Annotated in this window: 26 protein-coding genes and 1 tRNA gene; 10 read left to right on the top strand and 17 right to left on the bottom strand. The window is 63.4% G+C overall.

Features of this window, described 5'->3' with window-relative positions; genetic code table 11:
- Window positions 1-14: 14 nt before the first annotated feature.
- Window positions 15-632, top strand: a complete 618-nt coding sequence (locus ACP15D_RS17130) for a hypothetical protein (RefSeq protein ID WP_424958632.1) — start codon at window positions 15-17, stop codon at window positions 630-632.
- 83 nt (window positions 633-715) lie between these two features.
- Here ACP15D_RS17130 and ACP15D_RS17125 read toward each other — a convergent pair whose 3' ends face one another.
- The 5 genes from ACP15D_RS17125 to ACP15D_RS17105 form a co-directional block, all read right to left on the bottom strand.
- Complete coding sequence (locus ACP15D_RS17125) at window positions 716-1,744, bottom strand: peptidoglycan -binding protein (RefSeq protein WP_424958631.1); 1,029 nt, start codon at window positions 1,742-1,744, stop codon at window positions 716-718.
- A gap of 3 nt (window positions 1,745-1,747) precedes the next feature.
- Window positions 1,748-2,791 (bottom strand): flagellar motor protein MotA, encoded by a 1,044-nt coding sequence (locus tag ACP15D_RS17120; protein WP_072376230.1) that lies wholly within the window; start codon window positions 2,789-2,791, stop codon window positions 1,748-1,750.
- A gap of 127 nt (window positions 2,792-2,918) precedes the next feature.
- Window positions 2,919-3,722 (bottom strand): inositol monophosphatase family protein, encoded by an 804-nt coding sequence (locus tag ACP15D_RS17115; RefSeq protein WP_424958630.1) that lies wholly within the window; start codon window positions 3,720-3,722, stop codon window positions 2,919-2,921.
- Between the two features lie 95 nt (window positions 3,723-3,817).
- Window positions 3,818-4,897 carry an SEL1-like repeat protein gene (locus tag ACP15D_RS17110; protein WP_424958629.1) on the bottom strand — a complete coding sequence of 360 codons (1,080 nt, stop codon included), beginning with the start codon at window positions 4,895-4,897 and terminating at the stop codon, window positions 3,818-3,820.
- Window positions 4,894-5,535 carry a thiamine phosphate synthase gene (locus ACP15D_RS17105; protein ID WP_424958628.1) on the bottom strand — a complete coding sequence of 214 codons (642 nt, stop codon included), beginning with the start codon at window positions 5,533-5,535 and terminating at the stop codon, window positions 4,894-4,896. The genes ACP15D_RS17110 and ACP15D_RS17105 overlap by 4 nt, the downstream gene beginning before the upstream one ends.
- Before the next feature lie 149 nt (window positions 5,536-5,684).
- Between ACP15D_RS17105 and ACP15D_RS17100 the strand changes: the two genes are divergently transcribed.
- From ACP15D_RS17100 to ACP15D_RS17090, 3 genes are all read left to right on the top strand, one after another.
- The gene (locus ACP15D_RS17100) at window positions 5,685-7,406 is read left to right on the top strand and encodes an OmpA family protein (protein ID WP_424958627.1); all 1,722 of its coding nucleotides are present in this window, start codon (window positions 5,685-5,687) and stop codon (window positions 7,404-7,406) included.
- A gap of 297 nt (window positions 7,407-7,703) precedes the next feature.
- On the top strand, window positions 7,704-8,306 hold the full coding sequence (locus ACP15D_RS17095) for an HdeD family acid-resistance protein (RefSeq protein ID WP_424958626.1): 603 nt from the start codon (window positions 7,704-7,706) through the stop codon (window positions 8,304-8,306).
- Between the two features lie 48 nt (window positions 8,307-8,354).
- Window positions 8,355-8,666: a hypothetical protein gene (locus ACP15D_RS17090; RefSeq protein ID WP_072376396.1), complete on the top strand. Its 312-nt coding sequence runs from the start codon at window positions 8,355-8,357 to the stop codon at window positions 8,664-8,666.
- A gap of 72 nt (window positions 8,667-8,738) precedes the next feature.
- Here the strand turns inward: ACP15D_RS17090 and ACP15D_RS17085 are convergent, their stop codons facing one another.
- On the bottom strand, window positions 8,739-9,173 hold the full coding sequence (locus ACP15D_RS17085) for a GlcG/HbpS family heme-binding protein (protein ID WP_072376244.1): 435 nt from the start codon (window positions 9,171-9,173) through the stop codon (window positions 8,739-8,741).
- 201 nt (window positions 9,174-9,374) lie between these two features.
- Entirely contained in the window at window positions 9,375-10,409 is a 1,035-nt protein-coding gene (locus tag ACP15D_RS17080) for a class I fructose-bisphosphate aldolase (RefSeq protein WP_424958625.1), read from the bottom strand.
- Between the two features lie 191 nt (window positions 10,410-10,600).
- On the opposite strand from ACP15D_RS17080, the gene ACP15D_RS17075 reads away from it, so the two are divergent.
- From ACP15D_RS17075 to ACP15D_RS17065, 3 genes are all read left to right on the top strand, one after another.
- On the top strand, window positions 10,601-11,020 hold the full coding sequence (locus ACP15D_RS17075; protein WP_424958624.1) for a CHRD domain-containing protein: 420 nt from the start codon (window positions 10,601-10,603) through the stop codon (window positions 11,018-11,020).
- Window positions 11,021-11,110: 90 nt separating this feature from the next.
- The gene (locus ACP15D_RS17070; RefSeq protein ID WP_424958623.1) at window positions 11,111-11,260 is read left to right on the top strand and encodes a peptide ABC transporter permease; all 150 of its coding nucleotides are present in this window, start codon (window positions 11,111-11,113) and stop codon (window positions 11,258-11,260) included.
- Window positions 11,261-11,275: 15 nt separating this feature from the next.
- Window positions 11,276-11,506, top strand: a complete 231-nt coding sequence (locus ACP15D_RS17065; RefSeq protein ID WP_424958622.1) for a hypothetical protein — start codon at window positions 11,276-11,278, stop codon at window positions 11,504-11,506.
- A gap of 5 nt (window positions 11,507-11,511) precedes the next feature.
- Here the strand turns inward: ACP15D_RS17065 and ACP15D_RS17060 are convergent, their stop codons facing one another.
- Genes ACP15D_RS17060 through ACP15D_RS17045 form a run of 4 tightly spaced genes read right to left on the bottom strand, consistent with a single transcriptional unit; the run spans window position 11,512 to window position 15,381 of the window.
- Complete coding sequence (locus ACP15D_RS17060) at window positions 11,512-12,105, bottom strand: hypothetical protein (RefSeq protein ID WP_424958621.1); 594 nt, start codon at window positions 12,103-12,105, stop codon at window positions 11,512-11,514.
- Between the two features lie 8 nt (window positions 12,106-12,113).
- Entirely contained in the window at window positions 12,114-13,340 is a 1,227-nt protein-coding gene (locus ACP15D_RS17055; protein ID WP_424958620.1) for an aminotransferase class I/II-fold pyridoxal phosphate-dependent enzyme, read from the bottom strand.
- 30 nt (window positions 13,341-13,370) lie between these two features.
- Window positions 13,371-14,345: an NAD-dependent epimerase/dehydratase family protein gene (locus ACP15D_RS17050; protein WP_424958619.1), complete on the bottom strand. Its 975-nt coding sequence runs from the start codon at window positions 14,343-14,345 to the stop codon at window positions 13,371-13,373.
- A 28-nt stretch (window positions 14,346-14,373) separates the two neighbouring features.
- The gene (locus ACP15D_RS17045) at window positions 14,374-15,381 is read right to left on the bottom strand and encodes an NAD-dependent epimerase (RefSeq protein ID WP_424958618.1); all 1,008 of its coding nucleotides are present in this window, start codon (window positions 15,379-15,381) and stop codon (window positions 14,374-14,376) included.
- Between the two features lie 390 nt (window positions 15,382-15,771).
- Between ACP15D_RS17045 and ACP15D_RS17040 the strand changes: the two genes are divergently transcribed.
- The 3 genes from ACP15D_RS17040 to ACP15D_RS17030 all read left to right on the top strand — a co-directional run bounded on the left by ACP15D_RS17040 (window position 15,772) and on the right by ACP15D_RS17030 (window position 18,430).
- Window positions 15,772-16,380, top strand: coding sequence for an SIS domain-containing protein (locus ACP15D_RS17040; RefSeq protein WP_424958617.1), 609 nt, complete (start codon window positions 15,772-15,774; stop codon window positions 16,378-16,380).
- A gap of 45 nt (window positions 16,381-16,425) precedes the next feature.
- Window positions 16,426-17,865, top strand: coding sequence for an adenylyl-sulfate kinase (gene cysC / locus ACP15D_RS17035; RefSeq protein ID WP_424958616.1), 1,440 nt, complete (start codon window positions 16,426-16,428; stop codon window positions 17,863-17,865).
- A 139-nt stretch (window positions 17,866-18,004) separates the two neighbouring features.
- Window positions 18,005-18,430 carry a hypothetical protein gene (locus ACP15D_RS17030; RefSeq protein WP_424958615.1) on the top strand — a complete coding sequence of 142 codons (426 nt, stop codon included), beginning with the start codon at window positions 18,005-18,007 and terminating at the stop codon, window positions 18,428-18,430.
- A gap of 18 nt (window positions 18,431-18,448) precedes the next feature.
- Here the strand turns inward: ACP15D_RS17030 and ACP15D_RS17025 are convergent, their stop codons facing one another.
- From ACP15D_RS17025 to ACP15D_RS17000, 6 genes are all read right to left on the bottom strand, one after another.
- On the bottom strand, window positions 18,449-19,486 hold the full coding sequence (locus ACP15D_RS17025) for a glycosyl transferase (RefSeq protein WP_424958614.1): 1,038 nt from the start codon (window positions 19,484-19,486) through the stop codon (window positions 18,449-18,451).
- 40 nt (window positions 19,487-19,526) lie between these two features.
- Window positions 19,527-19,601: transfer RNA gene (locus ACP15D_RS17020), tRNA-Gln, on the bottom strand.
- A gap of 208 nt (window positions 19,602-19,809) precedes the next feature.
- Window positions 19,810-20,430, bottom strand: coding sequence for a NeuD/PglB/VioB family sugar acetyltransferase (locus ACP15D_RS17015; protein WP_424958613.1), 621 nt, complete (start codon window positions 20,428-20,430; stop codon window positions 19,810-19,812).
- Window positions 20,421-22,049, bottom strand: coding sequence for a glycosyltransferase (locus ACP15D_RS17010; RefSeq protein WP_424958612.1), 1,629 nt, complete (start codon window positions 22,047-22,049; stop codon window positions 20,421-20,423). Before ACP15D_RS17010 ends, ACP15D_RS17015 begins: the two co-directional genes overlap by 10 nt.
- A complete protein-coding gene (locus ACP15D_RS17005) occupies window positions 22,040-23,320 on the bottom strand; it encodes a glycosyltransferase (protein WP_424958611.1) in 1,281 nt (426 codons plus the stop codon). The genes ACP15D_RS17010 and ACP15D_RS17005 overlap by 10 nt, the downstream gene beginning before the upstream one ends.
- Window positions 23,317-24,069 carry an ABC transporter ATP-binding protein gene (locus tag ACP15D_RS17000; RefSeq protein WP_424958610.1) on the bottom strand — a complete coding sequence of 251 codons (753 nt, stop codon included), beginning with the start codon at window positions 24,067-24,069 and terminating at the stop codon, window positions 23,317-23,319. The genes ACP15D_RS17005 and ACP15D_RS17000 overlap by 4 nt, the downstream gene beginning before the upstream one ends.

Raw genomic sequence — 24,069 nt, 5'->3', positions numbered from 1 at the left:
GGGGAAAAGCATAAATGCAACCGGACCTTGAGCCGATGCTGCCGCCTGAGCCGCGGGCCAGCACGGCCCCGCCGTTGTGGGTTTGGGCGCTGGTCGCTGGGATGGGAGCCGTTGCCGCTTATTCGGGCTACACGGCGCTATCGGCCAATCAGCTTTATCACCAGGGTGAGAGCGTTCGTCTCGATCTCGCGCGCCAGCGCGACCGCTTGAAAGCCAATGTCACCGACCTCACGCGTCAGGTGGAGCAGGCGAACCGTTCGCTCGGCGAAGTCGAAAATGCGCTGAAGCAATCGCGCGCCAATACCGAGTCTGCTTCGGCGCAGATCACCGACCTGCAGAAGCAGGTTGGAGAACTGCAGCAGCAGGTGACGGATCTGCAGCAGCGCTCGGCCGACTTGGAAAAGGCGCGTAATGCTGCCGAAGCGGAGGCCAAGGCGGCGAAGGATGCCGTGCATGGTGCAAAGGATGCATCAGCCAAGGAAATCGCATCGCTGAAGTCGCAGCTCGCAGCCGCGCAGAAGAAGTTGAACCAAGCGCTGGCGGACCTGAAAAAAGAGCGCGAGTTCGTGAGCCCGGTGCCGATGCCGCCGCCTTCGGGCGAGGTGCCCCAGGACGCGCCTCCGCCGCGCTGATCTTTTCCGCGGAACGTTTGGCAAGAAACAGTGCATCCCGGGGCTCGGCCCCGGGATTTTTTGCGCGCAGTGAACCTAGGCTATCAGCGGTTGGTGAGCTTCAGCTCGATGCGGCGGTTGCGTTGCAGGCTCGCCTCGTCGATCCCGGTCTCGAGCGGCCGGAACTCGCCGTAACCCGCGGCGACGAGACGGTTGGGCGACACGCCCCGCGTGATGAGGTAACGCACGACCGAGATGGCGCGCGCGGTCGACAGCTCCCAGTTGGATGGGAAGGTCGGGCTGGCGATGGGGCGGATGTCGGTGTGACCATCGACCTGAAGCGCCCAGTCGATCTCCTTGGGAATTTCCCTCTCTAGCTGGATGATGGCGGAAGCGAGCTGGTCCATCGTTGCTAGGCCCTCGGGCGTCAACTGGTTCGAGCCGGACGGGAACAGAACTTCCGATTCAAAGACGAAGCGATCGCCAACGACGCGGATGTCCTTGCGGTTCTTGAGCAGCTCGCGCAGGCGGCCGAAGAAGTCCGAGCGGTAGCGCTGCAGCTCTTGAACCTGGCGCGCCAGCGCGGCGTTGAGGCGCGCACCGAGATCCTTGATGCGGGTCTGACTCTCGGCGTCCTTCTTCTCGGAGGCCTGGAGCGCTTCGTTCAACGCGGCGATCTGGCGGCGCAGCGACAGCAGTTGCTGGTTGAGGATGTCGACCTTGGCCAGCGCTTCGTCAGAAATCTTCTTTTGGTTCTCAAGGTCGGTGGTGAGGCCGGAGATGCGAGCCTCGGCAGCCTTTGCGGCTTCGTCGCCCGACAGCGCAAAGCCTGAGAGCTTGGAATTTTCCTCGCGCATCGACGACAGCGAAGCCTGCAACGCGGCCAGCTCGTCGGCGGCCGACTTGGCCTTGCCCTTTTCCAGCGCGAGCAGGCTCGTCAGCTCGGAAATCTGCAACGTCAGGCGCTTCAGCGCGGTGTCCTTGCCGCTGGCCTCCTGGCTGGCGAAGTACTGCGCCAGCATGAAGATCGACATGAGGAAGGTGACGACGAGCAGCAGCGTCGACAGCACGTCGACGTAGCCGGGCCAGAAGTCGGCGTATTCGTTGCGCCTGCGCGTGCGTCCGCCCGCCATGCGCTATCCTCTGCGCTGCATGTTGGCGGCGAGCTGCTTCAGAGCTTGCGCCACCTCGGAGTGCTGTGCGGCCTGCTCATCGACCCACTCGCGCACGACTTTCTGCTCGGCGCGCATCTGGGTGACGAGCTGGTTCACGCCGCGCGCAAGCTCGCGCAATTGCTCATCGCCTCCGCCCTTGCCGGCGATGGCGCTGGCCATCGACTGATCAGAGAGGCGCGTCGAGAGATCTTCGACAGCGCGCTGCATGTGCAGGATGGCGCTGGAGAGCTGGCGATTGACCTGGTCAGTCGTGCCGCTGGAGCCGGGAGTCAGCTCGGTGATGCCGGACAGCCATTCCTCGAGCTCGTTGTAGAAGCGGTTGTGCGCGTGGGACGCCTGCAACTCGAGGAAGCCGAGTACGAGCGAGCCAGCGAGGCCAAGAAGCGATGACGAGAACGCGGTGCCCATGCCCTTGAGAGGCGCGGCGAGGCCCGCCTTCAGATCGGAGAACATGGTGACATTGTCGGTGGCGTTGGTGTCGATGGAATCGATGGCGCCGCCGACCGATTGGATGGTCTCGAGCAGACCCCAGAAGGTGCCGAGCAGACCGAGGAACACCAACAGGCCGACGAGATAGCGGCCGGTGTCGCGCGCTTCATCGAGGCGCGAGCTGATCGAATCCATGATCGATCGCAGCGAGGCGGTCGAAAGCGAAAGCGCGCCGGTGCGGTCGCGCAGCATGGCCGCCATCGGCGCGAGCAGCACGGGCTGATGCGCGATCGAAAGGCCCGGATCGGCAATACGGAAAGCGTTGACCCAGCGTATTTCCGGATAGAGGCGAATGACCTGGCGGAACGCGTAGAGGATGCCGAGCAGCAGCACGCCGACGATCAGTCCGTTGAGGCCCGGGTTGTTCAAGAAGGACGTTATGAGCTGCTTGTGCAGGATCGCTGCCAGGAATGCGACCAGCGTCAAGAAGATCAGCATACGAATGAGGAACACGCCGGGTGGCGTCAGCGGTTGGTGTCCCAGTCCCGCTGGATCGTTCTGTCTTCTTCTGGCCATCCCGAGCTCCGCCCGCCGCGTTATCAGCCCCGCGACATTACCCGAAGCCAATGACAGCACAAACCGGGCAACATCGTGCCCGCGGGGCCACAATCATTTTTGGTGAAGCGTTCGCCGTGAGGCGTGATCAGGCGCGGGCCGATGTACTGGCGACCAGGGGGAAGAACTCCTTGTAGAGGTGGCTATTGGTGGCAAGCACCTGGCCCTTGTCGAGCATGTCAGAGCCGCCCGAGAGGTCTGTGATCATGCCGCCCGCCTCTCGCACCAGGACGACGCCGGCAGCCAGATCCCAGGGTTTGATGTCCCGCTCCCAGTAGATGTCGAAGCGGCCGGCGGCGATCCAGGCGAGATCGAGCGCGGCCGAACCGGTGCGGCGAACGCCGGCGACATACTTGGTCACCTCTTTGATTTCGCGCTGGAAGACGGGATGACCGGAACGGCCGAGGTGAGGGATACCCGTGGTGACGAGCGCGTCGGACAGGCTCTTGCGGGCGGCAACGCGGAGCCGGCGGCGGTCATTGAGGAAGGCGCCTTTGCCCTTCTCGGCAGCGAACAGCTCGTCTGATATCGGGTTGTATACGAGACCCGCAACGAGCTGGCCTTCGCGCTCCAGACCGATGGAGATGGCGAACATCGGGACGCCGTGCAGGAAGTTCGTGGTGCCGTCGAGCGGATCGACGACCCAGCGATGCGATTGGTCGTCGCCGATGATCTCGCCGCGCTCCTCCATGAGGAAGCTATAGCCGGGGCGCGCCTTGGACAGCTCGCGATAGAGGATCTCTTCCGCCCGCAGGTCGGCGGCGGTGACGAAGTTGCCCGGTCCCTTGACCGAGACCTGGAGCTGCTCGACCTCGCCGAAGTCGCGGGAGAGGCTGCGGCCGGCCTTTCGGGCGGCACCAATCATGACGTTCATGAGCGCTGAAGCGGGCATGCGGGGGAGTTCCTTCGGGGGCGCCGTCGCATCAGGCGGCTTAGCGCGCCCGACTACCCCCTGCGCGCGACGCTGGCAAGCCCGTGCTGGCGCGATCAGAACAGTCCGGCCTGTTCGCGCCATTCAAGCGCGGCCTGCTGGGCCTTGCTGCGCTCGGCTTTGGGAAGCTTGTCGATGAACTTGTCGAGCGTCTCGTCCTTGAGGCCGCCAGCCTGGGCGATGAAGCGCCACTTGGCCGCTTCCTGCTGGCTCTTTTTGACGCCAACGCCCTCGGCGTAGACGTAAGCCAGCCGGTTTTGGGCGGCGGCGACGCCCTTGCGGGCAGCGGAGAACAGATACGGGATGGCCTTGGGCTCATCCTTCGTAAGCCCGAGGCCGCGCAGCAGCACGACGGCGTAATCGAACTGCGCTTCGGCCATGCCTTGCTCGGCTGCCTTGCTGAGCCAGCGTGAAGCTTCCAATGCGCTCGGCTGCACGCCCTCCCCGTTCTGATAGAGACCGGCAAGATCATATTGGGCGACAGCGATGCCCTTCTCGGCGGCGTAGCGAATGTGCATGGCGGCGCGATAGGAATTCTGCGGCTTGCCATCACCCTTCAAGAACAACAGTCCGAGATTGTAATTGGCGAGCGGATGGCCGGTGCGTGCAGCTTTCTCGAAATACTCGGCGGCCTTCGCGCGATCCTTCTTGACGCCGCGGCCTTCTGCACACAACACGCCGAGTGAGAACGAGGACTGCACGTCGCCCAGCTCGTCGCCCTTGACGTACCACTTGATGGCCGTGCGCATGTCTTTGGGGACACCTAGACCTTCCGAATAGAGGCGGCCAAGGAGCGTGTGCGCTTGCGGATCGCCGCGCTGCGCCGCTTCGGTGGCGAGCTTGGCTGCTGTCAGATATTGGCCCTGGTCGAAAGCAATGTAGGCGGCTTCCTCGCCCGACGGCTCGACCAGCGATTTGGAGAGCGAGCCGGCCTTCGGCTGGGTGTCCTTATTCCCGGGGACCGGCGTCTTGGAGAATTTCTCAGCTGGGGCAAGCTTTACCGGGCGGCCGGGCCGGGGCTTGGGGGCCTCGGTCGTTTCCATCACCCACGAACTGGTCTCGGCGCGCGCCAGCCCTATGGCGAGGGGGCTCGCCAAAGCGCAGAGCGCGGCAGCTAAGACGTGGCGATGCTTCATGCCGTCGCCTCAGGCTGGGGCGATGCCGCAGCGATGTCGTGCGCGAGTTGTTCGGTCGCTGGCGACGAGAGATCGAAATCGGCGCGCATGGCGATGAAGTCGGCGCCTACGCTTGCCAGCGCAATCGCCTCGTCCGCGCTTTCGACGTCGAAGGCCACGCACGGCACCTCGAATATCTCGCTCCACCAGCCGACGAGCTCGCGGCGGCGCGCGGCGGCGGCGGCGCGGTCCTCGACGTGGGCGGGAATGCCGAAGCCGATATAGTCAGCGCCGGCCTCGGCGAGGTCCATGGCGTCGTGGCGCGTGCGCCCGACATCGACACCGACGATGTAGCGGTTGCCGAGCACCTCACGCGCTTCGGCGTACTGAGCGACAACGTCTTTGCCCCAAGCCACGTGCACGCCATCGGCCCTCAGCGTGCGCGCAAGTTGCGCATCGCCGTAGATCAGCGCCGCAATGTCCTTACTTTGTGCCAGCTCAATGAGCGGACGGGCGGAGGTGGCCGTCAGAGGGGTCGATGCATCCGCCATCACCAGCAACGTAGCTGCTTGCGCGGCCTCAAGGGTCGCCGCAAGGCGCGCCAGATCGGCCCCCACGGTGGCGACGACATAAAGCCTCGAGCGGAACTCCTGCAGCATCAATGCTCCTCAATCCGGGTGTAAACACAGCCTATTAGGACCTAATGGGGCGAAAAGGCGACCTGTTTGTGCTCAACGGCATGCGGGCCACAACCTCAACATTATTTACGCTATCGGTGCGGTGATCTGCATTTGCCAAGGTCTAACCGATGCGCCGACTTCTGATTGTTCCAACACTCTCATTCGCTGTGCCCGCGCTGCTTTGTGCCGCAGCGCAGGCAGCATCGCCGATCCCAGGAGCCTATGAGGTTGCACAGGCGCCCATACGGCTTCCAGCGACGCCGCCCGACGATGAAAAGTCCCAAGACAAAAAACAGGGCGACGACAAGGGTCGGCGCGAGGGCGGCCGCCAGGGTGGCGGCAAACCACAGCAGGACGGCCAGAAGGGCGCTCAGCAACGGCGCGACGGGGGCGAAGAGCGCGGGCAGCGTAAGCCGCAGCAGAACCCGCAAGCGCAGCAACAGCAGCAGAAAAAGCCGCAGGACAATCCACAGGCGCAGCAGCCGAGCCGGCAGAACCCCAACCAGGCCCAGGACAACCGCAAAGACGACCGGCGCCAGGACGAGCGGCGAGACGATGACCGCAAAAAGGTGCCGACTTGGATGAAACCGGCACAGCAGCCGCGCGACAAGGCACCTGCGAACGCCGGTCAACCTCAGGGGCAGCCTAAGCAGAATCAGCAAGGCCAGCAACGTCAGGAAGGCCCGCGTGAGCGGCGCAACGACAATGCCGGGCCTGGCGCGCCGGGCGGACCTCAGGGGCCGCGCGACGGCCGTCCCAATGACCGCGACCGCGATCAGCGTCCCGGCCGTGGCGATCAGGCTGGGCAGGGAGGCCAGAAAGGTCCACCGCCACAGGGGCTGCCCGGCAGTCCTACGGGCAAGGGCCCCGGTCCCAGAGACAACGCTGGTCCGCCTCCCCGCTCAGGGAACGAGCCTCCACGCCAGGATGCACGGCGCGACGACAAGCGGCCGGGCGGACGCGGTTCCATCGATGAAATCAAGCGAGGCAGGCGTGAGCGGGTCGAAGATGGCGGCCGGCGCACGATCATCGAAGAGCCGGGCAACCGCACCATCGTGCAGCAGAAGGGTCGGCCGCCAATGATCCGGCACGACGAGGGCGACCGCATGCGGCGTACCTCGCGCGATGTGCGGCGCGAGCGGCGTCCCGACGGTGGCAGTCTCACCATCGCCATCCGTCCAGGCGGGATCGAGGTCTATTCGGAATTCGACGACTCGGGCCGTCTGATGCGCCGCTATCGTCGTGGCCGCGATGGGCGCGAGTGGGATCTGATCGACAACCGCCGCTTCCGCGGCGCGCCGATCTTCCTCGATCTGGGACCGCCGCGTCTGCGTATGCCGCGCGATCGCTACATCTTGGATTACGACCGCGCGTCCGACGATGATCTCTACGATGCGTTGATGGACGGGCCCGTCGACGATCTGGATCGCGCCTACTCGCTCGATGAGATCCGCTACAACGCGTATCTGCGTGACCGCATGCGGCGCGTCGATCTCGATACGGTGACGTTCGACTTCGGCGCGTGGCAGGTTCCCTATGGTCAGTACGGGCGGCTGGAGCGCATTGCGCGCACCATCAATCGCATCCTCGACCGGCGTCCGAATGAGGTGTTCCTCATCGAAGGTCATACCGATGCAGTGGGCTCGGATCTCGACAACCTCACCCTGTCCGACAGGCGCGCGGAAGAAGTTGCTGTAATCCTAACGGAGACGTTCGGCGTGCCGCCTGAGAACCTCGTCACGCAAGGCTACGGCGAGGAGTTCTTGAAGGTGCCGACGTCCGAACCCGAGCGCGCGAACAGGCGCGTCTCGGTGAGGCGCATTACGCCACTTATGGCGCAGCGTCGCTAAAGGTAGAGCAGCCATCGGTGCAGTTGCCGATGGCTGCCTTCCACTGACGCACATCATTCCCGCTCGCAACAATTCAACAAGTTGCATCGTCCGCGCGCTAATTCTGTGCGCGAAATTTTGCGTTCATTCGAAGCCATTTCGTTTGAACAAATGGCTGGCTGCAAGGAAATCACGACGGCTCGGTCAAAACTGGAACGGCCATTGGCAGTCACGCCACCATAGAAGGATGAAACGCAACAGCTTGCATGGGGGTTGAGCTATAACGATCACGGATAATCAGGCCTAGGGAGGACCTCCATGGCTCAGCCGATGACACTTTCCGATTTCGAATCAACTGTTGCAGAGACCAAGCAGCTCATCTCCGACAAGTGGGGCTGGTTCCTTGCTCTCGGTATCGTGCTCCTGCTCGCTGGTCTTGCGGCCATCGCCTTCCCGCTGCTTTCGGGCATCGCGGCGAAGCTCGTGCTTGGATGGCTGTTCCTGATCGGCGGCGTGATGCTGATCGTACATGCCTTCCAGGCTCCCGGGTGGGGCGGCTTCCTGTGGGAGCTCATTATCGGCGCTCTCTATGTGGTCGTCGGCGGCTACCTCGCCTTTTTCCCCCTCGCCGGCCTCCTCACGCTGACGGTGCTGATTGCAGCGCTGTTCATCGCCGAGGGCGTGTTCGAGGTGATCATGGGATTCCGCGTGCGGCCGCACGAGGGCTGGGGCTGGCTCGTTCTCAGCGGCATCGCGGCTCTCGTGGTCGGTGCCATCATCGCGATGGGCCTGCCGGAATCGGCGGTTTGGGCGCTCGGCCTTCTGGTCGGCATCAACCTTCTATTCTCAGGTTGGAGCTATATTTTCCTCGCGCTGGCGGGACGGCGCGCACACGAGGAAGCGATCGCGACAGCGCGCTAAGCTCTCAGTGTGCTGAGGCTTAGTGGGGTTGCTATGGAAAAGCTCGTGATGTTTCCGGTCCTGGCACTGGGCGCCGGCCTGTTGCTCAACGCTCTAACCCTGGGCGGTCCAGACGCCCAGGCTCAGGCTCAACAGTTGGCCGAAGTCACGGCGGTGCAACCCGCCGACGACGAGGTACCGCCGGACATCATCGCGGTGCAGATCCGCAAGCAGGGCTACGAGTGCACGAACCCGAGCAAGGCCAAGCGCGATCCGCAAGCATCGCGCCCCGACCTTCCGGTGTGGATCCTGACCTGCGAGAACGCGACTTACCGCGTTCGCCTCGTCGGCAACCTGGCGGACAAAGTCGAGAAGCTCTGAGCTTCACGCAAACCGATACGCAAAAAGGCGGGGCCGAGACCCCGCCTTTTTTATTCGTTCGCCGAGAAGCGATCAGGTGCGCCAGGGATGGGCCGGCAGCTCGCTGACGCCGACAACCTTGGCACCGGCTGCGGCGACCTTGTGATCGTTCTCAACAGAGCTGCCGGAGACGCCGATGGCGCCGACGAGGACGCCTTCGTCGTCAACGATGGGCAGGCCGCCGGGGAACGTGATCAGGCCCTCGTTCGAGTGCTCGATGCCGTAGAGCGATTTGCCGGGCTGGGACAGCTTGCCGATCTCGCCGGTCGGCATGCCGAAGAACACGGCCGTCTTTGCCTTCTTGATGGCGATGTCGATCGAGCCGACCCATGCATCGTCCATGCGCACAAATGCTTTGAGATTGGCGCCGCTGTCGACGACGGCGATACACATCTGGGTCTTGAGCTTCGTGGCTTCCTTTTGCGCGGCCTTGATCGCCGCAAGGGCGCTTTCCATCGTAACGTGCATCGTGTTCCTCCGGTTCGGGGGTGGTCGACAACCGACGATATGTAGGCGGCCGCCAAGCTGGCAGAAGCGGGTAAACGACTGCCCTATTGCCGCGGTGCAATGGCGGATAAACGCGCCGGAAGCCGAAAGTGCCTCAGCAAAAAAGAAACACCCCGGGGTCGCGCCCCAGGGTGTCTATCATCGTCAGGTCGTGGGCGGCACTCAGGCGGCCTTTTCGACCTGCTGGTTCCACTTGCCGAGCGCTGCCAGCGAGTTCATGCGGGCGCGGTGCGCGAAAGCGCGCTGTCCCGCCGCGACGTTCTCGCTCTTGCCGCCCCAGGCCTTGAGAGCCGCTGCCTGCAGTGCGCGGCCATAGGAGAAGGTGACGTTCCACGGCAGGTTGCCGATCTGGTTGATGAGCGAGAGGTTTTCGGTCGCCTGCTCGTCGGACTGGCCACCGGAAAGGAAGGCGATGCCGGGAACGGCGGACGGCACGGTCGCCTTGAGGCACTTCACGGTGAGCTCGGCGACCTGCTGGGGGCTCGCCTGCGTCGGGCACTTCTGTCCGGCGATGACCATGTTGGGCTTGAGCACGATGCCTTCGAGCGCGACACGCGCATCGTACAGCTCACGGAACACGATACGCTGCGTCCACTCGGTTACCTCATAGCAGCGCTCGATGGTGTGGCCGGCATGGGGGCCGTCCATCAGCACCTCCGGCTCGACGATCGGCACGATGCCGGCTTCCTGGCACAGCGCGGCGTAGCGCGCGAGCGCGTGGGCGTTGGCCTTGACGCAATTCCACGAGGGCAGATCATCGGTGATGGTGATGACAGCGCGCCACTTCGCGAAGCGGGCACCGAGCTTGTGGTACTCGGCGAGGCGCTCGCGCAGGCCATCGAGGCCTTCGGTGACGGTCTCGATCTTAGAGGTGGGACCGGCGAGCGGCTTGGCGCCGGTGTCGACCTTGATGCCTGGAATGGAGCCGGCTGCCTTCATGACGTCGACCAGCGACGTGCCGTCATTGGCATTCTGGCGGATGGTCTCGTCATAAAGGATAACGCCGGAGACGTAGTTCTTCATCGCGTCATTGGCGCGGAACAGCATCTCGCGGTAATCGCGGCGCGTATCCTCGGTGGAGGTCACACCGATGGAATCGAAGCGCTTCTTGATGGTGCCAGAGCTCTCATCCGCGGCCAGGATGCCTTTGCCGGGTGCAACCAGGGCTGCAGCGATTTTGGCAAGCTCTTCAGTCATGAAATCCTCGCATCGAAGGGCGCTATTTTTGCTGGAGAGCACTTAGCGCCAAAACGGCGTCTGGGCCAGCCCCCGGAGGCAAACGCGGCCTTTGCGGCGCTTCGACAGCGTGCATAAATGCCCGGTGTCATGCTCCGGGCAAATTGGCTGTGAATTGTGGAGAATGGCGCGCACGCCCGATTGGAGGGGTTATGGCCAAAGCTAGCTTTTGCACGGGGTTTTTCATTGTGGCCGCGGCGTTTGCCGTCGCCAGCGCCCCTGCCCAGGCGGAGACGCTGCAGTTCAAGGCCGACCTCAAGCCCGTTGCGGGGACCGGCAGCACCGGGTCGGGCAGCCTGGCGGCCGAATATGACACCGACAGCAAAAAGCTGACCTGGCGCGGCAGCTATACGATCAGCACCTATGCCACGTCGGCGAGCTTCCATGGCCCCGCCAGTGGCCCGCGCAGTGGGTTTGTGCGCATGCGCAATATCGACAGCCCGTTCGATGGGACCGCGATCCTGTCGCCGCCGCAGGGCGCGGGCCTCGTCGCCGGCGAATGGACGGTCGTCATCCGCACTGCCCGGTTTCCAAAGGGCGAACTGATCGGCCAGGTCGTGCGGGGCAACTAGCGTTAATTTTCGCGCTGCGATCACCCGGGAACCGCGGGCGAGGCACACGCATTAGCCTTCAAACGTCTCGGGTTTGAAGAGGTGCGTTTCATGTCTGGTGAGAACTCACGAGCACCATATCCGGCGGAGAAAGCGCGACAGGGCGAGATCATTCTCAGAACTCGCACGCAGCGCATCATCTTCATCGGCGGGCTGGCGGGCATGCTGCTGGTCGGCCTCATCGCCACGTTCATGCGCTAATCGAGGGAGGGGCCGATGCCCGTCTGCGATACCTGCGGCAATGACTACGACAAGGCCTTCGAGGTTACGAAGGCCGGCAAGACGATGACCTTCGACAGCTTCGAGTGTGCCATTACCGCGATGGCGCCGGTGTGCGCCCACTGCGGGTGCCGCGTTATAGGACATGGAGTCGAGGCGGGCGGCGGGAAGATCTATTGCTGCGCGCATTGCGCCGATCATGTGAAGGGTCTCAAGGACCGCGCGTAGCTCGATCAGGTCTGAAAGAGGCGGCGCTGCAGGAATTCGGCGTAGCTATCGTTCTCTGCGTCGGCGATGCCAATATTTTGCATCAGCGCTTCGGCTGCGAACGGGTCGGCCGCTTCGATGGCGACGGTCTCTATCGCGTCATCGCCGATGGTGAGATGCGTGAACTCGGCGACGCAATCTGCAGTGTCGTACAGCGTGCGCTGCTTGACGACGTCGATCGTCGCCAGGGCATGCTGATTGCCGAGAAGCGCCAATAGCGCGCTCTCGACGAGCGCACCTCGCTCCCCGATTTCGAGATCGAGGCCGAGCGCGGGCAGCACGATATTTTCGACGTCGGCGACGGAGACGGGGAACTCGGCATCGAGCGGGCGCGCCCATTGATCGAGCAATCCACGGCGCGCCTGAAGCGTCTTCACCTGCAAGCGGCCGCCGCGGATCTTGACGTTCGATTCAATGTTGAGGCGCGTGACGATGTAGGTTTCGCGGCTCTCGGGCAGCTGATTTCCTTGCACCAGCGCGGCGAGCGCATCGCGCGTCGACGACAGATCGGGCGCGAAGACGCGAAACTCGAAGCGGGTCTCGTCGGGTGCGAACTTCATTGTTGCGCTCATGAGGTCGCGAAGCTGGCGAGGGCTGCCAACGCTTCGTCAATGTCGGCGGTCGAGTGGTCGGCGCTGATCTGGAAGCGGATCTCCTCCTCGCCCTTGGGCACCACGGGAAACGCAAGGCCGGTCGCGAGGATGGCGTTGTCGCGCAAGTGCTTGACCAGGGCGATGGTGCGCTTGGTGTCGCGCACGAGCAGCGGCACGACGGGATGCTCGCCCTCGACGGTTTCGAGCCCCTGCGCGCGCAGCCCCTCGCGGAAGCGGTCGGTCATGGCGCGCAGGTGGGCCAGCAGACCGCGGCCCTCGGCGCTGTCGACGCGGTCGACTGCGGTGCGCGCGGCTTCGGCTTCCGACGGCGTAATGGGATTTGAGTAGATATAAAATGGCGAGGTCTCGCGCAGGTAATCGATGACGGGCTGCGAGGTCGTCACGTATCCGCCGTTGACGCCGAATGCCTTGCCGAGCGTGCCGATCAGGACGTCGACCTGGGCGCCGACGACCTCCTCGGTGCCGCGTCCTGTTTCGCCGAATGCACCAACGCCGTGCGAGTCGTCGGCGATCACAATGACACCCTCGGCGTAGAGCGGGTGGAACTGCTTACAGATGCGCATGATCTCATCGAGGCGGGCGTGGTCGCCCCGCATACTGAATACGCCGTCGGTGACGACGACGGCGCGGCGGCACTTGTTGGTGAAGGCGCCCAGCTGACGCGTCAGCTCGTGATAATCGAGATGTTTGTAGACGCGCTTCTCGGTCGGGCGCGCGAGCGCGATCGCATTGATGATGGAGTTGTGATTGAGCTCATCGCTCAGCACGAGCGTCTGGTCGGAAATGAGCGGGGGAAGCACGCCCATAACTGTTGCGTAGGCGGAGCTGAACAGCATCGCCGCCTCGCGGCCGTGGAAGGCGGCAAGGCGCTTTTCCAGCTTCACGTGCGGCGCCCAGGTTCCGGAGATGAAGCGCACGGCACCGGGGCCGACACCGTAGCGGCGCACGGCTTCCTCCTCGGCTTCCAGCACGCGCGTTGCGAAGGAGAGGCCGAGGTAGCTGTTGGAGTTCATGCGCAGGAACGGGCGCGTGCCGTGGCCTTCGATGAGGAAGCGCGGGCCTTTGCCGGCGGTCGGCTCAACGATGCCGGTGGTGATGGATTCGGCCCCCTTGAGGCGGCCGGAAGCATCGAACTCGCCGAGTTTCTCCTTGAGTAGCGGTGTCAGCTTTTCGATGGGCATTTGGTGTCTCCGATCAGGAGCGTTGGCTTCCTAAACGCGTTTTTTGCGCGCTGCCGTTTTGAGCTTGGCTTCGAGACGGACGAGCATGTCGGCCGTCATGGCGGATAGATCATAGTGCGGAGCCCAGTCCCAATCGGCGTGGGCAGCGCTATCGTCGAGCGAGCGCGGCCAGCTGTCGGCAATGGCCTGGCGAACGGGATCGACATCGTAGTCGATGTCGAAGCTCGGGATATGCTGGCGGATCGCGGCCGCGATGTCTTCAGGCGTCACGCTCATCGCGGTGATGTTATAGGCGTTGCGATAGCGCAGACGGTCGGCGTCGGCTGCCATGAGATGGATCATGCCGGCGATGGCATCGGGCATGTACATCATGTCAAGGCGCGTGTCGGCCGACAGGAAGCACGTGTAACGGCCGTAGCGCAGCGCGTGATAGAACATTTCGACGGCGTAGTCGGTGGTGCCGCCGCCGGGCGCGGCGACATACGATACGAGACCGGGAAGACGCAGCCCGCGCGTGTCGATGCCGAAGCGCGATGCGTAGTAGTCGCACAGCAATTCGCCGGCCACCTTGGTGACGCCGTAGATCGTCGTCGGGCGCTGGATGGTGACTTGCGGGGTGTGATCGCGCGGGGTCGAAGGGCCGAATGCGCCGATAGAGCTGGGGAAGAAGACCTGGCAGCCGTAGCCGCGTGCAACTTCAAGCACGTTATAGAGCCCGGTCATATTCACCTGCCAGGCGAACTGCGGGGCGGCTTCGGCTGATGCGGAGAGCAGCGCCGCGAGGTGATATATGGCGTCTATCTCGTGTCGGCGGACAGCCTCGTGCAGCTGGTGCGGGTCAGTGCAGTCGAGGTGATCATAAGGGGCGAGCGCGGCCGCGCCGCTCGGCGGCAGCACTTTCAGATCGGTGGCGATGACCTTCCCGGCGCCATAGCGCTGGCGCAACGCCGGTACCAGCTCGGAGCCGATCTGCCCCAGCGCACCGGTCACCAGAATGTTCTTCATGCGTGCCTCCAAGGGCCGCGATTAGAACTCAGACGCCGTAGTAGCTTCGATACCACTCAACGAAGCGGGCGATGCCCTGATCGAGCGGCGTTGCCGGCGCAAATCCGACATCGGCGATGAGATCGTCGACATCGGCAAAAGTCGCCGGCACGTCCCCGGGTTGCATCGGCAAAAAGTTCTTCTTCGCCTCGCGCCCCAGCGTCCGCTCGAGCACTTCGATGAAATGCATCAGCTCGACCGGACTGTGATTGCCAATGTTGTAGATTCGGTAAGGCGCCGAGGAGGTGGCGGGGTCAGGCGCAGCGCCGCTCCAGGCAGGGTTCGGCCCAGGGATACGGTCGGCGGTGCGCAGGACGCCTTCGACGACGTCGTCGACGTAGGTGAAATCGCGGGCGTGATGGCCGTTGTTGAAAACATCGATAGGATCGCCAGCGAGGATCGCGCGCGTGAACTTGAAGAGTGCCATGTCCGGCCGGCCCCATGGGCCGTAGACGGTGAAAAACCGCAGGCCGGTGACGGGGAGCCGATAGAGGTGCGCGTAGGTGTGCGCCATCAGCTCGTTGGCCTTCTTGGAAGCTGCGTAGATGCTGAGCGGGTGGTCGACATTCTGATGCACGCTGAAGGGCATGGTCGTATTGGCGCCGTAGACCGAGCTCGACGAGGCGAACACCAGATGCTCGACGCCATGGTGGCGGCAGCCTTCGAGCACGTGCAGCGTGCCGACGATGTTGGAGTCTACGTAAGTGTGCGGGTGATCCATGCCGTAGCGCACGCCAGCCTGGGCGGCGAGGTGGATCACGCGTTGAGGGCGGGTGTCGGCGAACAGCCGTTCCATGCCGGCGCGGTCGGCAAGATCGAGCTTTTCAAACGAGAAGCCCGGGCGGGCGGCAAGCCCGGCAAGCCGCGCCTCCTTGAGGCTAACGTCGTAATATGAATTGAGATTGTCGATGCCGACGACCTCGTGCCCGCGGCTCAGGAGGGCTGCCGCGGTATGGTAGCCGATGAAGCCGGCGGCTCCGGTCACGAGGATGCGCATGGGCTATATCCTTGGTTTCAGGCCGCTAGCCGCGTCCTCATGCCGCCGGCATATCGCCCAGCGCGGCTAAGTGATACAGTGATTGGTGTCAAGCAGACGATAATAGATGCTGGCCGCATCGGCCGCGGGTTGCCATTGAATGCATGTTAGGGATGGCGACATATTGCGCACTTCGTATGTAGCCGCGGCGCTAAGGTTCTCTAATCTTGGCCGCAATTATCCAAGAGGGTTACCGGCGCTCGAGGGTGTGTCTGACGGCGAATCCTGTCAGCGTTTGACGAAGTTCAAGTCGGGGTGCCCGAAAGCAGCCTATCCCGTGCGCAAAAATAATGTCACGGAAGCCGTCGCGCCGCATGGGCGCAGCAAATTCTGTTCTGGAGGGCTACACGCGTGTTGAAGGGCGTCGTCGAGGCAAAACCTACCGATCCCATTTCGACCTATTTCGATGAGCTCTACCGCGCGCTCGCCGCTGTCCGTGTGAGCGACAACGAGGGCAAGCCGCTGGACATGCAGGCCGGTTTCGAATGGGTCGCCGACACTGCCCGTGCCGCACACAAGGCCGGTAACAAGGTGGTGCTGATCGGCAATGGCGGCAGCGCCGCGATCGCCAGCCACCACGCGATCGAGTTCCTCAAGAACGGCGGCATCCGCGCCGTTTCGCTCAACGATCCCGCCGCCCTCACGTGCCTCAGCAACGACCTCGGCTATGCCAACGTCTTTTCCGAGCAGCTGAAGCTGCAGGGCCTGCCGGGAGACCTTCTGCTGGCCATCTCCAGCTCGGGGCAGTCGGTGAACATCCTCAAGGCCGTCGAGGTGGCCCGCGCCAACCGCATGAAGATCGTGACTTTGAGCGGTTTTCAGCCCGACAACCTGCTTCGCGGGCGTGGCGATGTGAATTTCTATGTTAATTCCAATCAATACGGGTTCGTAGAGGTTGCACATCACGCACTGATCCAGGCCATACTGGACATCTACGTATTCCCGAGGCGCTCCATGTAAGTTCGGCGCTGCCCGGGAGGATGAGCCAAACGGGAAGCCGATAGGATGCCGGACACAAAGCCCGGTGCAGGTCGAAGCGATGGGCGCGTGAAGTTCTGCCTTACCGATGCGACCGGAGCGCCGTCACTCGCGAGCCATCTGCGCGGTCTGGTCGCCTCATCCACGGTGGAAGAAGGCGACTATTCCACCCTCCCCGACGTAGCGCTGGTTCTCGTGGATGCCGTGAGGGGCTTTACGTCCCAGGCTCGCAGTGCCGTTGCAATGGCATGGACAGCCGGTGTTCCGCACGTCATTCTCGCGGTTGCGGTCCATCCCTCCGACGATGCGTCGGTGATCGAAGAGACGATTTCCGCCTTCGAAGACTTTGCAGAGAAAACAGAGTTCGCATCAGCCGTTGCCGTTTCGCTGAGCCTCATCGCGCGAAATGGCAGGGATGTCTTGACGGACAGCAACTCAAAACTCACCGCACATCTGACACGCATCGCTTCGGCCACGCTGCAGGACGCAGCAGAGCCCTCCGCTGCTGCTCCCCCCAGCGAGCAGTTCGCCGCCCACATCGGCTGCGTGTCGCAACAGGAGCTCATTCCCGGGCGCGAATACCGCTTGCGCATCTCCGGTCAGGAGACGCCAGCGAGCGTCAACGCGATCAAGTACAGGCTCGACCCGCAAACGCTGCGCCGCGTGCCTGCGCGCACGTTGGCCCAAGGCGAGATCGGAGCTTGCACGATCGCAACGGACGTGCCGCTGGTTCTGGGCGGCGGCGACTCCGGCGAAGACGACTCGCGCTTCACGCTGAGCGATCTCTATACCGACGAAGTGGTGGCGGCGGGCTCCGTCGACTTTGCGCTTCGCCGCGGCGTCAACGTGCACTGGCATCCGTTCACGGTAACGAAGGAACTGCGCGCGGCGGCGAAAGGACAAACGCCGTGCATCGTGTGGTTCACGGGGTTGTCGGGCGCGGGCAAATCGACCGTCGCCAACCTCGTCGAAGGTTGGCTCGCGTTGCAGGGGCGGCACACATATCTGCTGGACGGCGATAACGTGCGCCACGGGCTCAACAAGGATCTCGGCTTCACCGCGGCGGACAGGGTCGAGAACATCCGCCGCGTGGGCGAGGTGGCCCGGCTGTTTCTCGATGCAGGCACAATCGTGCTGTGCTCGTTCATATCGCCCTTCCGCGCAGAGCGGGAAGCCGTGCGCAGCCTCGTCGACCCCGGCGAGTTCATCGAGGTTTACGTTACCGCGCCGCTGGATGTGTGCAAACGTCGCGACCCAAAAGGCCTTTATGCAAAGAGCCTCGCCGGACATCTGCCCAACTTCACAGGTATCGACTCTCCTTACGAGGAACCTGAGGAGCCCGATCTCGTGATCGATACGACGACAGCCCCGGCGGCTGAACTCGCGCAGCGCGTGGTAGCGCTGTTGCAGGCTCGCGGTATCGTTGCGAAGCCGGACGAACATTCAGGATCGCCCGGCAGCATCTGATCGCTGCAATCGCCTCACAAATCGGCAGAGTTATCCCCAACGTGTCCACAGGAACACATGTGTCGCATTTGTTGTGTGCCCTGATGGTCGCCGCGGCTCGCCGTGCATACATTGCGGCAAGAGGAGAGATTCGCGGGGAATGACAGTGATCTGGGGGCCATTCTCGGTTGTGGGCAAAGTTGCCCTGATCGGCATTGTGGTTGCCGGCGTGGCTGGCTGCTCCGCGATGTCCGAACTCAGTGGTGCACCGCGGGCGGGCTACCAGAACGACGGCACGTATGTTCTCAGCGCCCAGGAACAGACCTTAGGTTGTCGCGATCTGCGCGAGCGCCAAGTCAGTCTGCAAGAGCAGTTGCAGCAGCTTCCTTCCAAGGCCGTGCAGCAGATGCAGGAGCTGCCCAAAACCGTCGTGGACGCGTGGGGCCGCTTGGTGGGCTCTCCCGATCAGGGTGTGCCAGCGCTCGCTGCGTACAACGAGGTGAAGGCGGAATCCGAGGCGGTGAACCAGAGCCTCCACCAAAAGGGCTGCGGGACATCGATGGAGACAGCGTCGGTTCCCCGCTGATCCGGCAGGCCCGGACGATTACGCCCGCTTGCGCGTAAAATCGATCATCAGCCAGCTCACGACGCAGATGCCGGCGAGCACCGCAAGCGCATGCGAGAGCGGTGCCTGCGCGACAACGCTCAATGCTGCCAGCGCGACGAGTGCCAGATTGACTGCAAACACGCGGCCGATGATCTGCATGTTGGTGAGCCCGTTGTCGCGTGCGCGCTGGTAAAAGTGCGTGCGGTGCGCGACCCACAAGCGCTCTCCCGCGCGCGCGCGGCGAAGAAGCGTCACACCGGTGTCGGCCAGAAAATAGAGCGGCAGCAGGACGGCGGCGGCGAGATAGCCCGAAGCAGCAACGACGATCAGCAGCCAAGCCAGGAGGAGGCCGATCGGCAGGCTGCCCATGTCGCCCATGAACAGCCGCGCTAGGGGGCGATTGAAGGGCGCGAAGCCGAGCATGGCAGCGTTGAGCGCGAGCGCGAGGATCAGCGCCTGCGGCGGCAGCGTCCCCAGCAGCGCAATGACGGCGATGCCGGCGGTGATCGGCACCACCTCGGCGACCATCATCCAGTCGATGCCATCCATGAAGTTGACGAGATTAACGAGCCACAGCGCGCCGAAGAACAACAACGCGCGCTCAAGCCAGACCGGCAGGAACGGGAGCACCTGGAGCTCGTCCGGCAGTGACGTCAGCATCACGGCAACGGCACCCGCCTGCACGGCAAGCTTCACGCCGGGCCCCAGGACGCGCACGTCGTCGATGCCGCCGAGGACGACGAGCAGGGTTGCGGCCAGCAGCACAGGCGTGATGCGCAGCGCCGTGGCCGCGTCGGCGCCGAGCCAGGCGATGCCCAGCGCCGTGGCGGCAAGCACGCTGGCGCTGATGGCCAAGCCGCCCCATTGCGGCGTCGGCGTCTTATGCGAGGAGCGGTGTGTTGGCGTGGCGAGGGCTGCGTGCCGCAAGAGCGGAAACAGAGCGAGGATCAGTGCTGCGCAGGCGGCCAGCGCAGTGAGCCAGACGATCAGACCGAGATTGCCGATGATCGTCCAGGAGCCGGCAGTTTCAGCCATGGGACCGTCCGCCCCTCGTCAGCGAGTTGGTGGGTAAGATTGGCTGGGGCGGGAGGGTTCGAACCTCCGAATGGTGGAATCAAAATCCACTGCCTTACCACTTGGCTACGCCCCATTTGGGAAGGCCCCCTCTAACGGTATTTTCAAGGGGCCGCAAGGTGCCCGGATTGCCGGGGCGCCGCGGGTACACGGCTGGGTTCTGGCGGCGTAAAGTGCGCAGATTCCCGACTTGGACGCCACGGCAGCCTCTACCGAGCACCGTGGAGAGGTCGGGCAGGTCGCGGGCCGCCAAGTCGTCGAAGACCGTTTGGCCGGGTCATCGGTCACTTGCAGCGCCGCGCTGGACTGCCCACGAAGGTGCCCGGTTCCAGTATGTCGTCGATCACGACGGCTCCGGCTCCAACGATCACGTCATCGCATATCCGGATATTGTCGATCACCGTGGCGCCGGCGCCGATCATCACCGCGCGGCCCAACAGGCAACGGCCGGCGACCGTCGCGTTGACGGCGACGTGGCAGTACTCACCGATCTGCGTCTCATGATCGACGACTGCCGCGGTATTGACGATTGCGCCGGTCCCGATGCTTGCACCGGGGCCGACGTGGGCCTGATGCGCGATGAGCGCACCCTTTTCGATGGTAGCGCCTGTGCCGAGGTATGCCGATGGAGACTGGAGTGAACAGACTTCGAAACCTCGCCGCTCGGCAACGGCGATCATGTCCTCCCGTCTTTTAGCGTCACCGCTTGCCGGCATGGCGCGCCATCCCGGAAGAGGCTCCGGCCAGAAAGACTGAGCCGCGAAGCCTGCAAATTCTTCGCCGGGCCTTGCCGCTTCGTCGACGAATAGCAGCTTGATGATGCCAGCGCGCAGCGCCACGTCGGCGACGCTGCGCGCATGCCCGCCAAAACCGATAATGACCAAGCCCTCGGGGGTCATCGCCATGCTTCCGCGGGCTGCTGGTCGGCGATGCGGTCGAGAACGGCGATGTGCTCGTTGACGACGTCACCCCACGTGCGACTGGCCAGCTCTCTGTGCAGCATTCTCTGGCGCGCAAGGAGCGTGTCGCGGTTATCGATTGCCCATGAAATCCGTGCCGCCACGTCGCGCCAATCGTAGGGATCGAACAGCATCATCTCCTGCAGTGCCGGGTCCGTGATGACTTCCAAGGTTACCGGTATGTTTGACATCACGACCGGCGTTCCCACCGAGAGAGCTTCGGAGAACGTGAATGGGAAACCTCCCTCGCTGAGCGAGGGATTTACCGCCACGTCGGCGAGCTTATAGAAGGCCGCCAGCTCCTGCGCGGAGAGCCCGCTCACGCATAGAACGTCCTTGGCAAGACGATGCTCGGCAATAAACTCGTCGATGTACGGAAGCACTTTCGCCTTGCCGGTCAGTATCAGCTTGTGCCCGATGAACTGGTGACGCAGCAGATGCTCGTAGGCGCGCAGCAGGGTGAGAACATTCTTGTTCGGCCGGAACTGGCTGGCATAAAAAAGGAACTTGACGGATGGATTGGCGAAGCTCGCCGTGTAGGCGGAAGAGGATCTGCCCATAGCGTCCATCAGCAGCGACCTACATGGCTGCGCGGACACCGCGGTGCCATTGGGCGCGTCCGGCCCAGTTAGCCATGGGCTCATGTCCTGCGGCGCATGCGGGATGACCGTTACGCGGTGGGCGGGGATCTTGAATTTCACACCGAGCGTGTGGCGCTTGATCGTGTCGCTGTAGGTGACGAAGTGGTGACCTGCGCGCACCGTGGACGTCAGTAGCGAGAAGCTGTCTTCGACCCGTGGCCCCATATCGGCGAAGGCCACCGGAAACTCGCTGACCACCACGTCGGGAACGCACATGAGCTTCGGCGATTTGATCTTGTTGAAGGATGGCCAGAACGCAGTTGGACAGTACCAGGCCTGCACATCCGGCATTGCCTCGATGATCTTGTGCATGCGTTCAGCCTCGGCCTCTTCCATCAGCCGATAGGCGCGAAGAACCAGCGGTTCATCCTTAGGCGGTTCAATGCCCAGATATGTCGCCTTAGCCTTCCCTACTCGGGCTGATCGCAGCCGCAAACGCAGCCTCCTTGCGCTCCTAGCAATCCACATGGCGAGAAGAACCGGGCTGAGCACAGCCAACGTAAGCGCATACCCCGCGAGCGGAAGTACGATCCTCAATGCCTCAGGCCCTAGCGTCGCACCGCACACGGCGCGAAGGAACCCGTTCCAGCTGCGGTTCACCACCGCCCGCACCCTCGCCTTGAGGCGTGAGCGCCACGCAGGCCGGCGCTTGGCGCGCCGTCCAATCAGCCAATTATGCAGGGCCAGCAGTAGCGGCGTGTGTCTCGGTGCATGAATCTCGACACGGTCGAGCGGCACATGCTCGGCAGTCAACAATTCTCGAAGCGGTGAGATCAGCCAACTCGGGCAGACGATGACAAAGCGGACATCTTCGATCGATGATGAGCCGCGCAAGAACGCTGCGAGCAGCCTGCCGAGACCCTCGGACGTCAGTTGCACTCTCGGAGGATAAAGAAGATAGATGCCGTATCTTCTCACAGGCATTGGCGTACCACCCTCCAATAGGTGTCGACGTGGTCGCCGTAGCACCTACGCGAGAGCGTCGCCCTATCCGGCAGAAGCCGCCGGCGTTCAACGTACTCGTGTTCCATTTTCTTGAGCTGGTCGGCGACGGCTGCAGCATCGTCGCAGGGCATCCAAGCCAGGTTCAGCGAGAACTGGCTGTCTATCTCGCGCATCGGGCCGTAGTCGCTGGAGAGCGAGGGAACGCCGAAGCCCGCCGCCTCGATCACGCTGTAGGAGCCGTTATCTATGCGCGCGGTGTGCCACAGGAATGCAGCACCGGCCAACTTCGCGCGATACGCCTCCTCGTCCAGCTGCCCCAGCCAATGAATCTTCTCTCGCAGGAGAGCGCTGCTTCTGATCCGCTTTGCGAGATCGACGTGGTGCGGGAAGGTACCTTCGGGAATGGACGCCGAATCGACCCCCGACACGCAGCACGCTAGCGTGCCGCCGAGGCGCTCATAATAGAGCTGCAAGGCACGCACTGCCACGTCATGGTTCTTATGGAGCGCCGGGTTCGTCGGCCAAAGAAAGTATCCTTCGCCGATCGGTGGAGTAGCCAGCGATGCGTCGTTGGTGAAATCCGGTGCCAACATCGGCATCTTGATGACGCGGCCGGGTTCGAGGCCGGCGAACTGCAATGCGTCCTGCTCGGTCCATTTTGTCGTGACGAGCACGCGCTTGGCAGCGCGGGCCGCCTCGATATAATCGAGGCTGACGTCCTCCGGTATGAACGGGACGTAGCGCTGCAGATAGTCGTACACCATCATGATCTGCGGCCTCATTGGTAGCAGAGGCCCGGGCGCCCTGTCCGACACCATGAGCCACAGGTCGCAGCCTTGCAGATTGTCGACGCCGTCGTCGGGTACCAGATAAGCGCTATGAGAGGGCTGCCAGCCATCATCGCCAGCATAGTGCACTGCTCGTCGTGCCGCCTGCGCATCGATCTTGCGCCAGGCAAAAGGACGGCGCGGAAGTCGCCCCAGGTCAGAGAATTCGTTCTCTCGGTACGCATCGAGATGGGCAAGCAGGACGTCCGCGTCTTCTCCTGCGCGCTCGCTGCCATCCTTGATCGCTCGCGCCAGGAGTTGTGCTCCGCGGAGCGTGCCACCCCGGTAGGCCGCGGGCAGAATGACCGCGATGCGCTTGCGGCGGCTGTCCTTCTTTGCGGGCAGTGGCTCGAACTCGCGGAGCCGCGAGGCGGCGTGGCTCGGTAGCCTTATCTCTTTCAGCGTGCGGCTATGCTGCGTCATGCTGCGAGCCCATGCACAGTCTTGTAAGTCGCCACCGCCTCGGCAATCGGCCCGTCGAAGATCAGCTGGCCGTGGTGCAGGACGAGCCCGCGCTCACACATCGACGCCAGGCTCGTGAAGTCATGCGACGCCAAGATCAGTATCTGGGAGTGCTCGATAAGCTTGCGCACGCGCGCCTTCGCCTTCTCCATGAACGTGGCGTCACCCGCTCCGATGATTTCGTCGAGCAGCAGGATCTCCCCGGACACCGCCACGGAAACCGCGAAGGCGAGGCGTACCTGCATGCCGCTCGAGTATGTCTTGATCGGATAGTCGATGAACTCGCCAATGTCGGCGAACGCAACGATCTCATCTTCGAGGGCACGCACCTGCTTGGGGCTCAGTCCCATCAGCAGGCCGCGAAATAGAATGTTCTCCCGGCCCGTTGCGTCCGGTTCAAACCCAAGGCTGATCTCGATGAGTGCGCGCACGCCGCCAACAACTTGAAGCGTGCCAGCTGACGGCGGGTAAAGTCCGGCTATGGCCTTCAACAAAGTGGATTTGCCCGCGCCATTGTGCCCAAGCAATCCGATGCGCTCTCCGGCCCGGATCTCGAGGCTTATGTTTTTCAGCGCGTGGATGTCACGGATCAGTCGGTTTCGATTGCGGCCCTTCACGAGAAGATCCAGCGCGGCACCCTTTAGCGTGCGGTCCGCGAGCCCCAGCGCCGAGTAGTGCAGATCGACCGACGTCATTCGAATGTACGCCAT

It is taken from the genome of Hyphomicrobium sp. 1Nfss2.1 (assembly GCF_965243865.1).
In the GTDB taxonomy this organism is placed as follows: Bacteria; Pseudomonadota; Alphaproteobacteria; order Rhizobiales; family Hyphomicrobiaceae; genus Hyphomicrobium_A.
The sequence above is the reverse complement of the archived record's forward strand: the minus strand, read 5'-3'. Positions and strand labels throughout refer to the sequence as shown.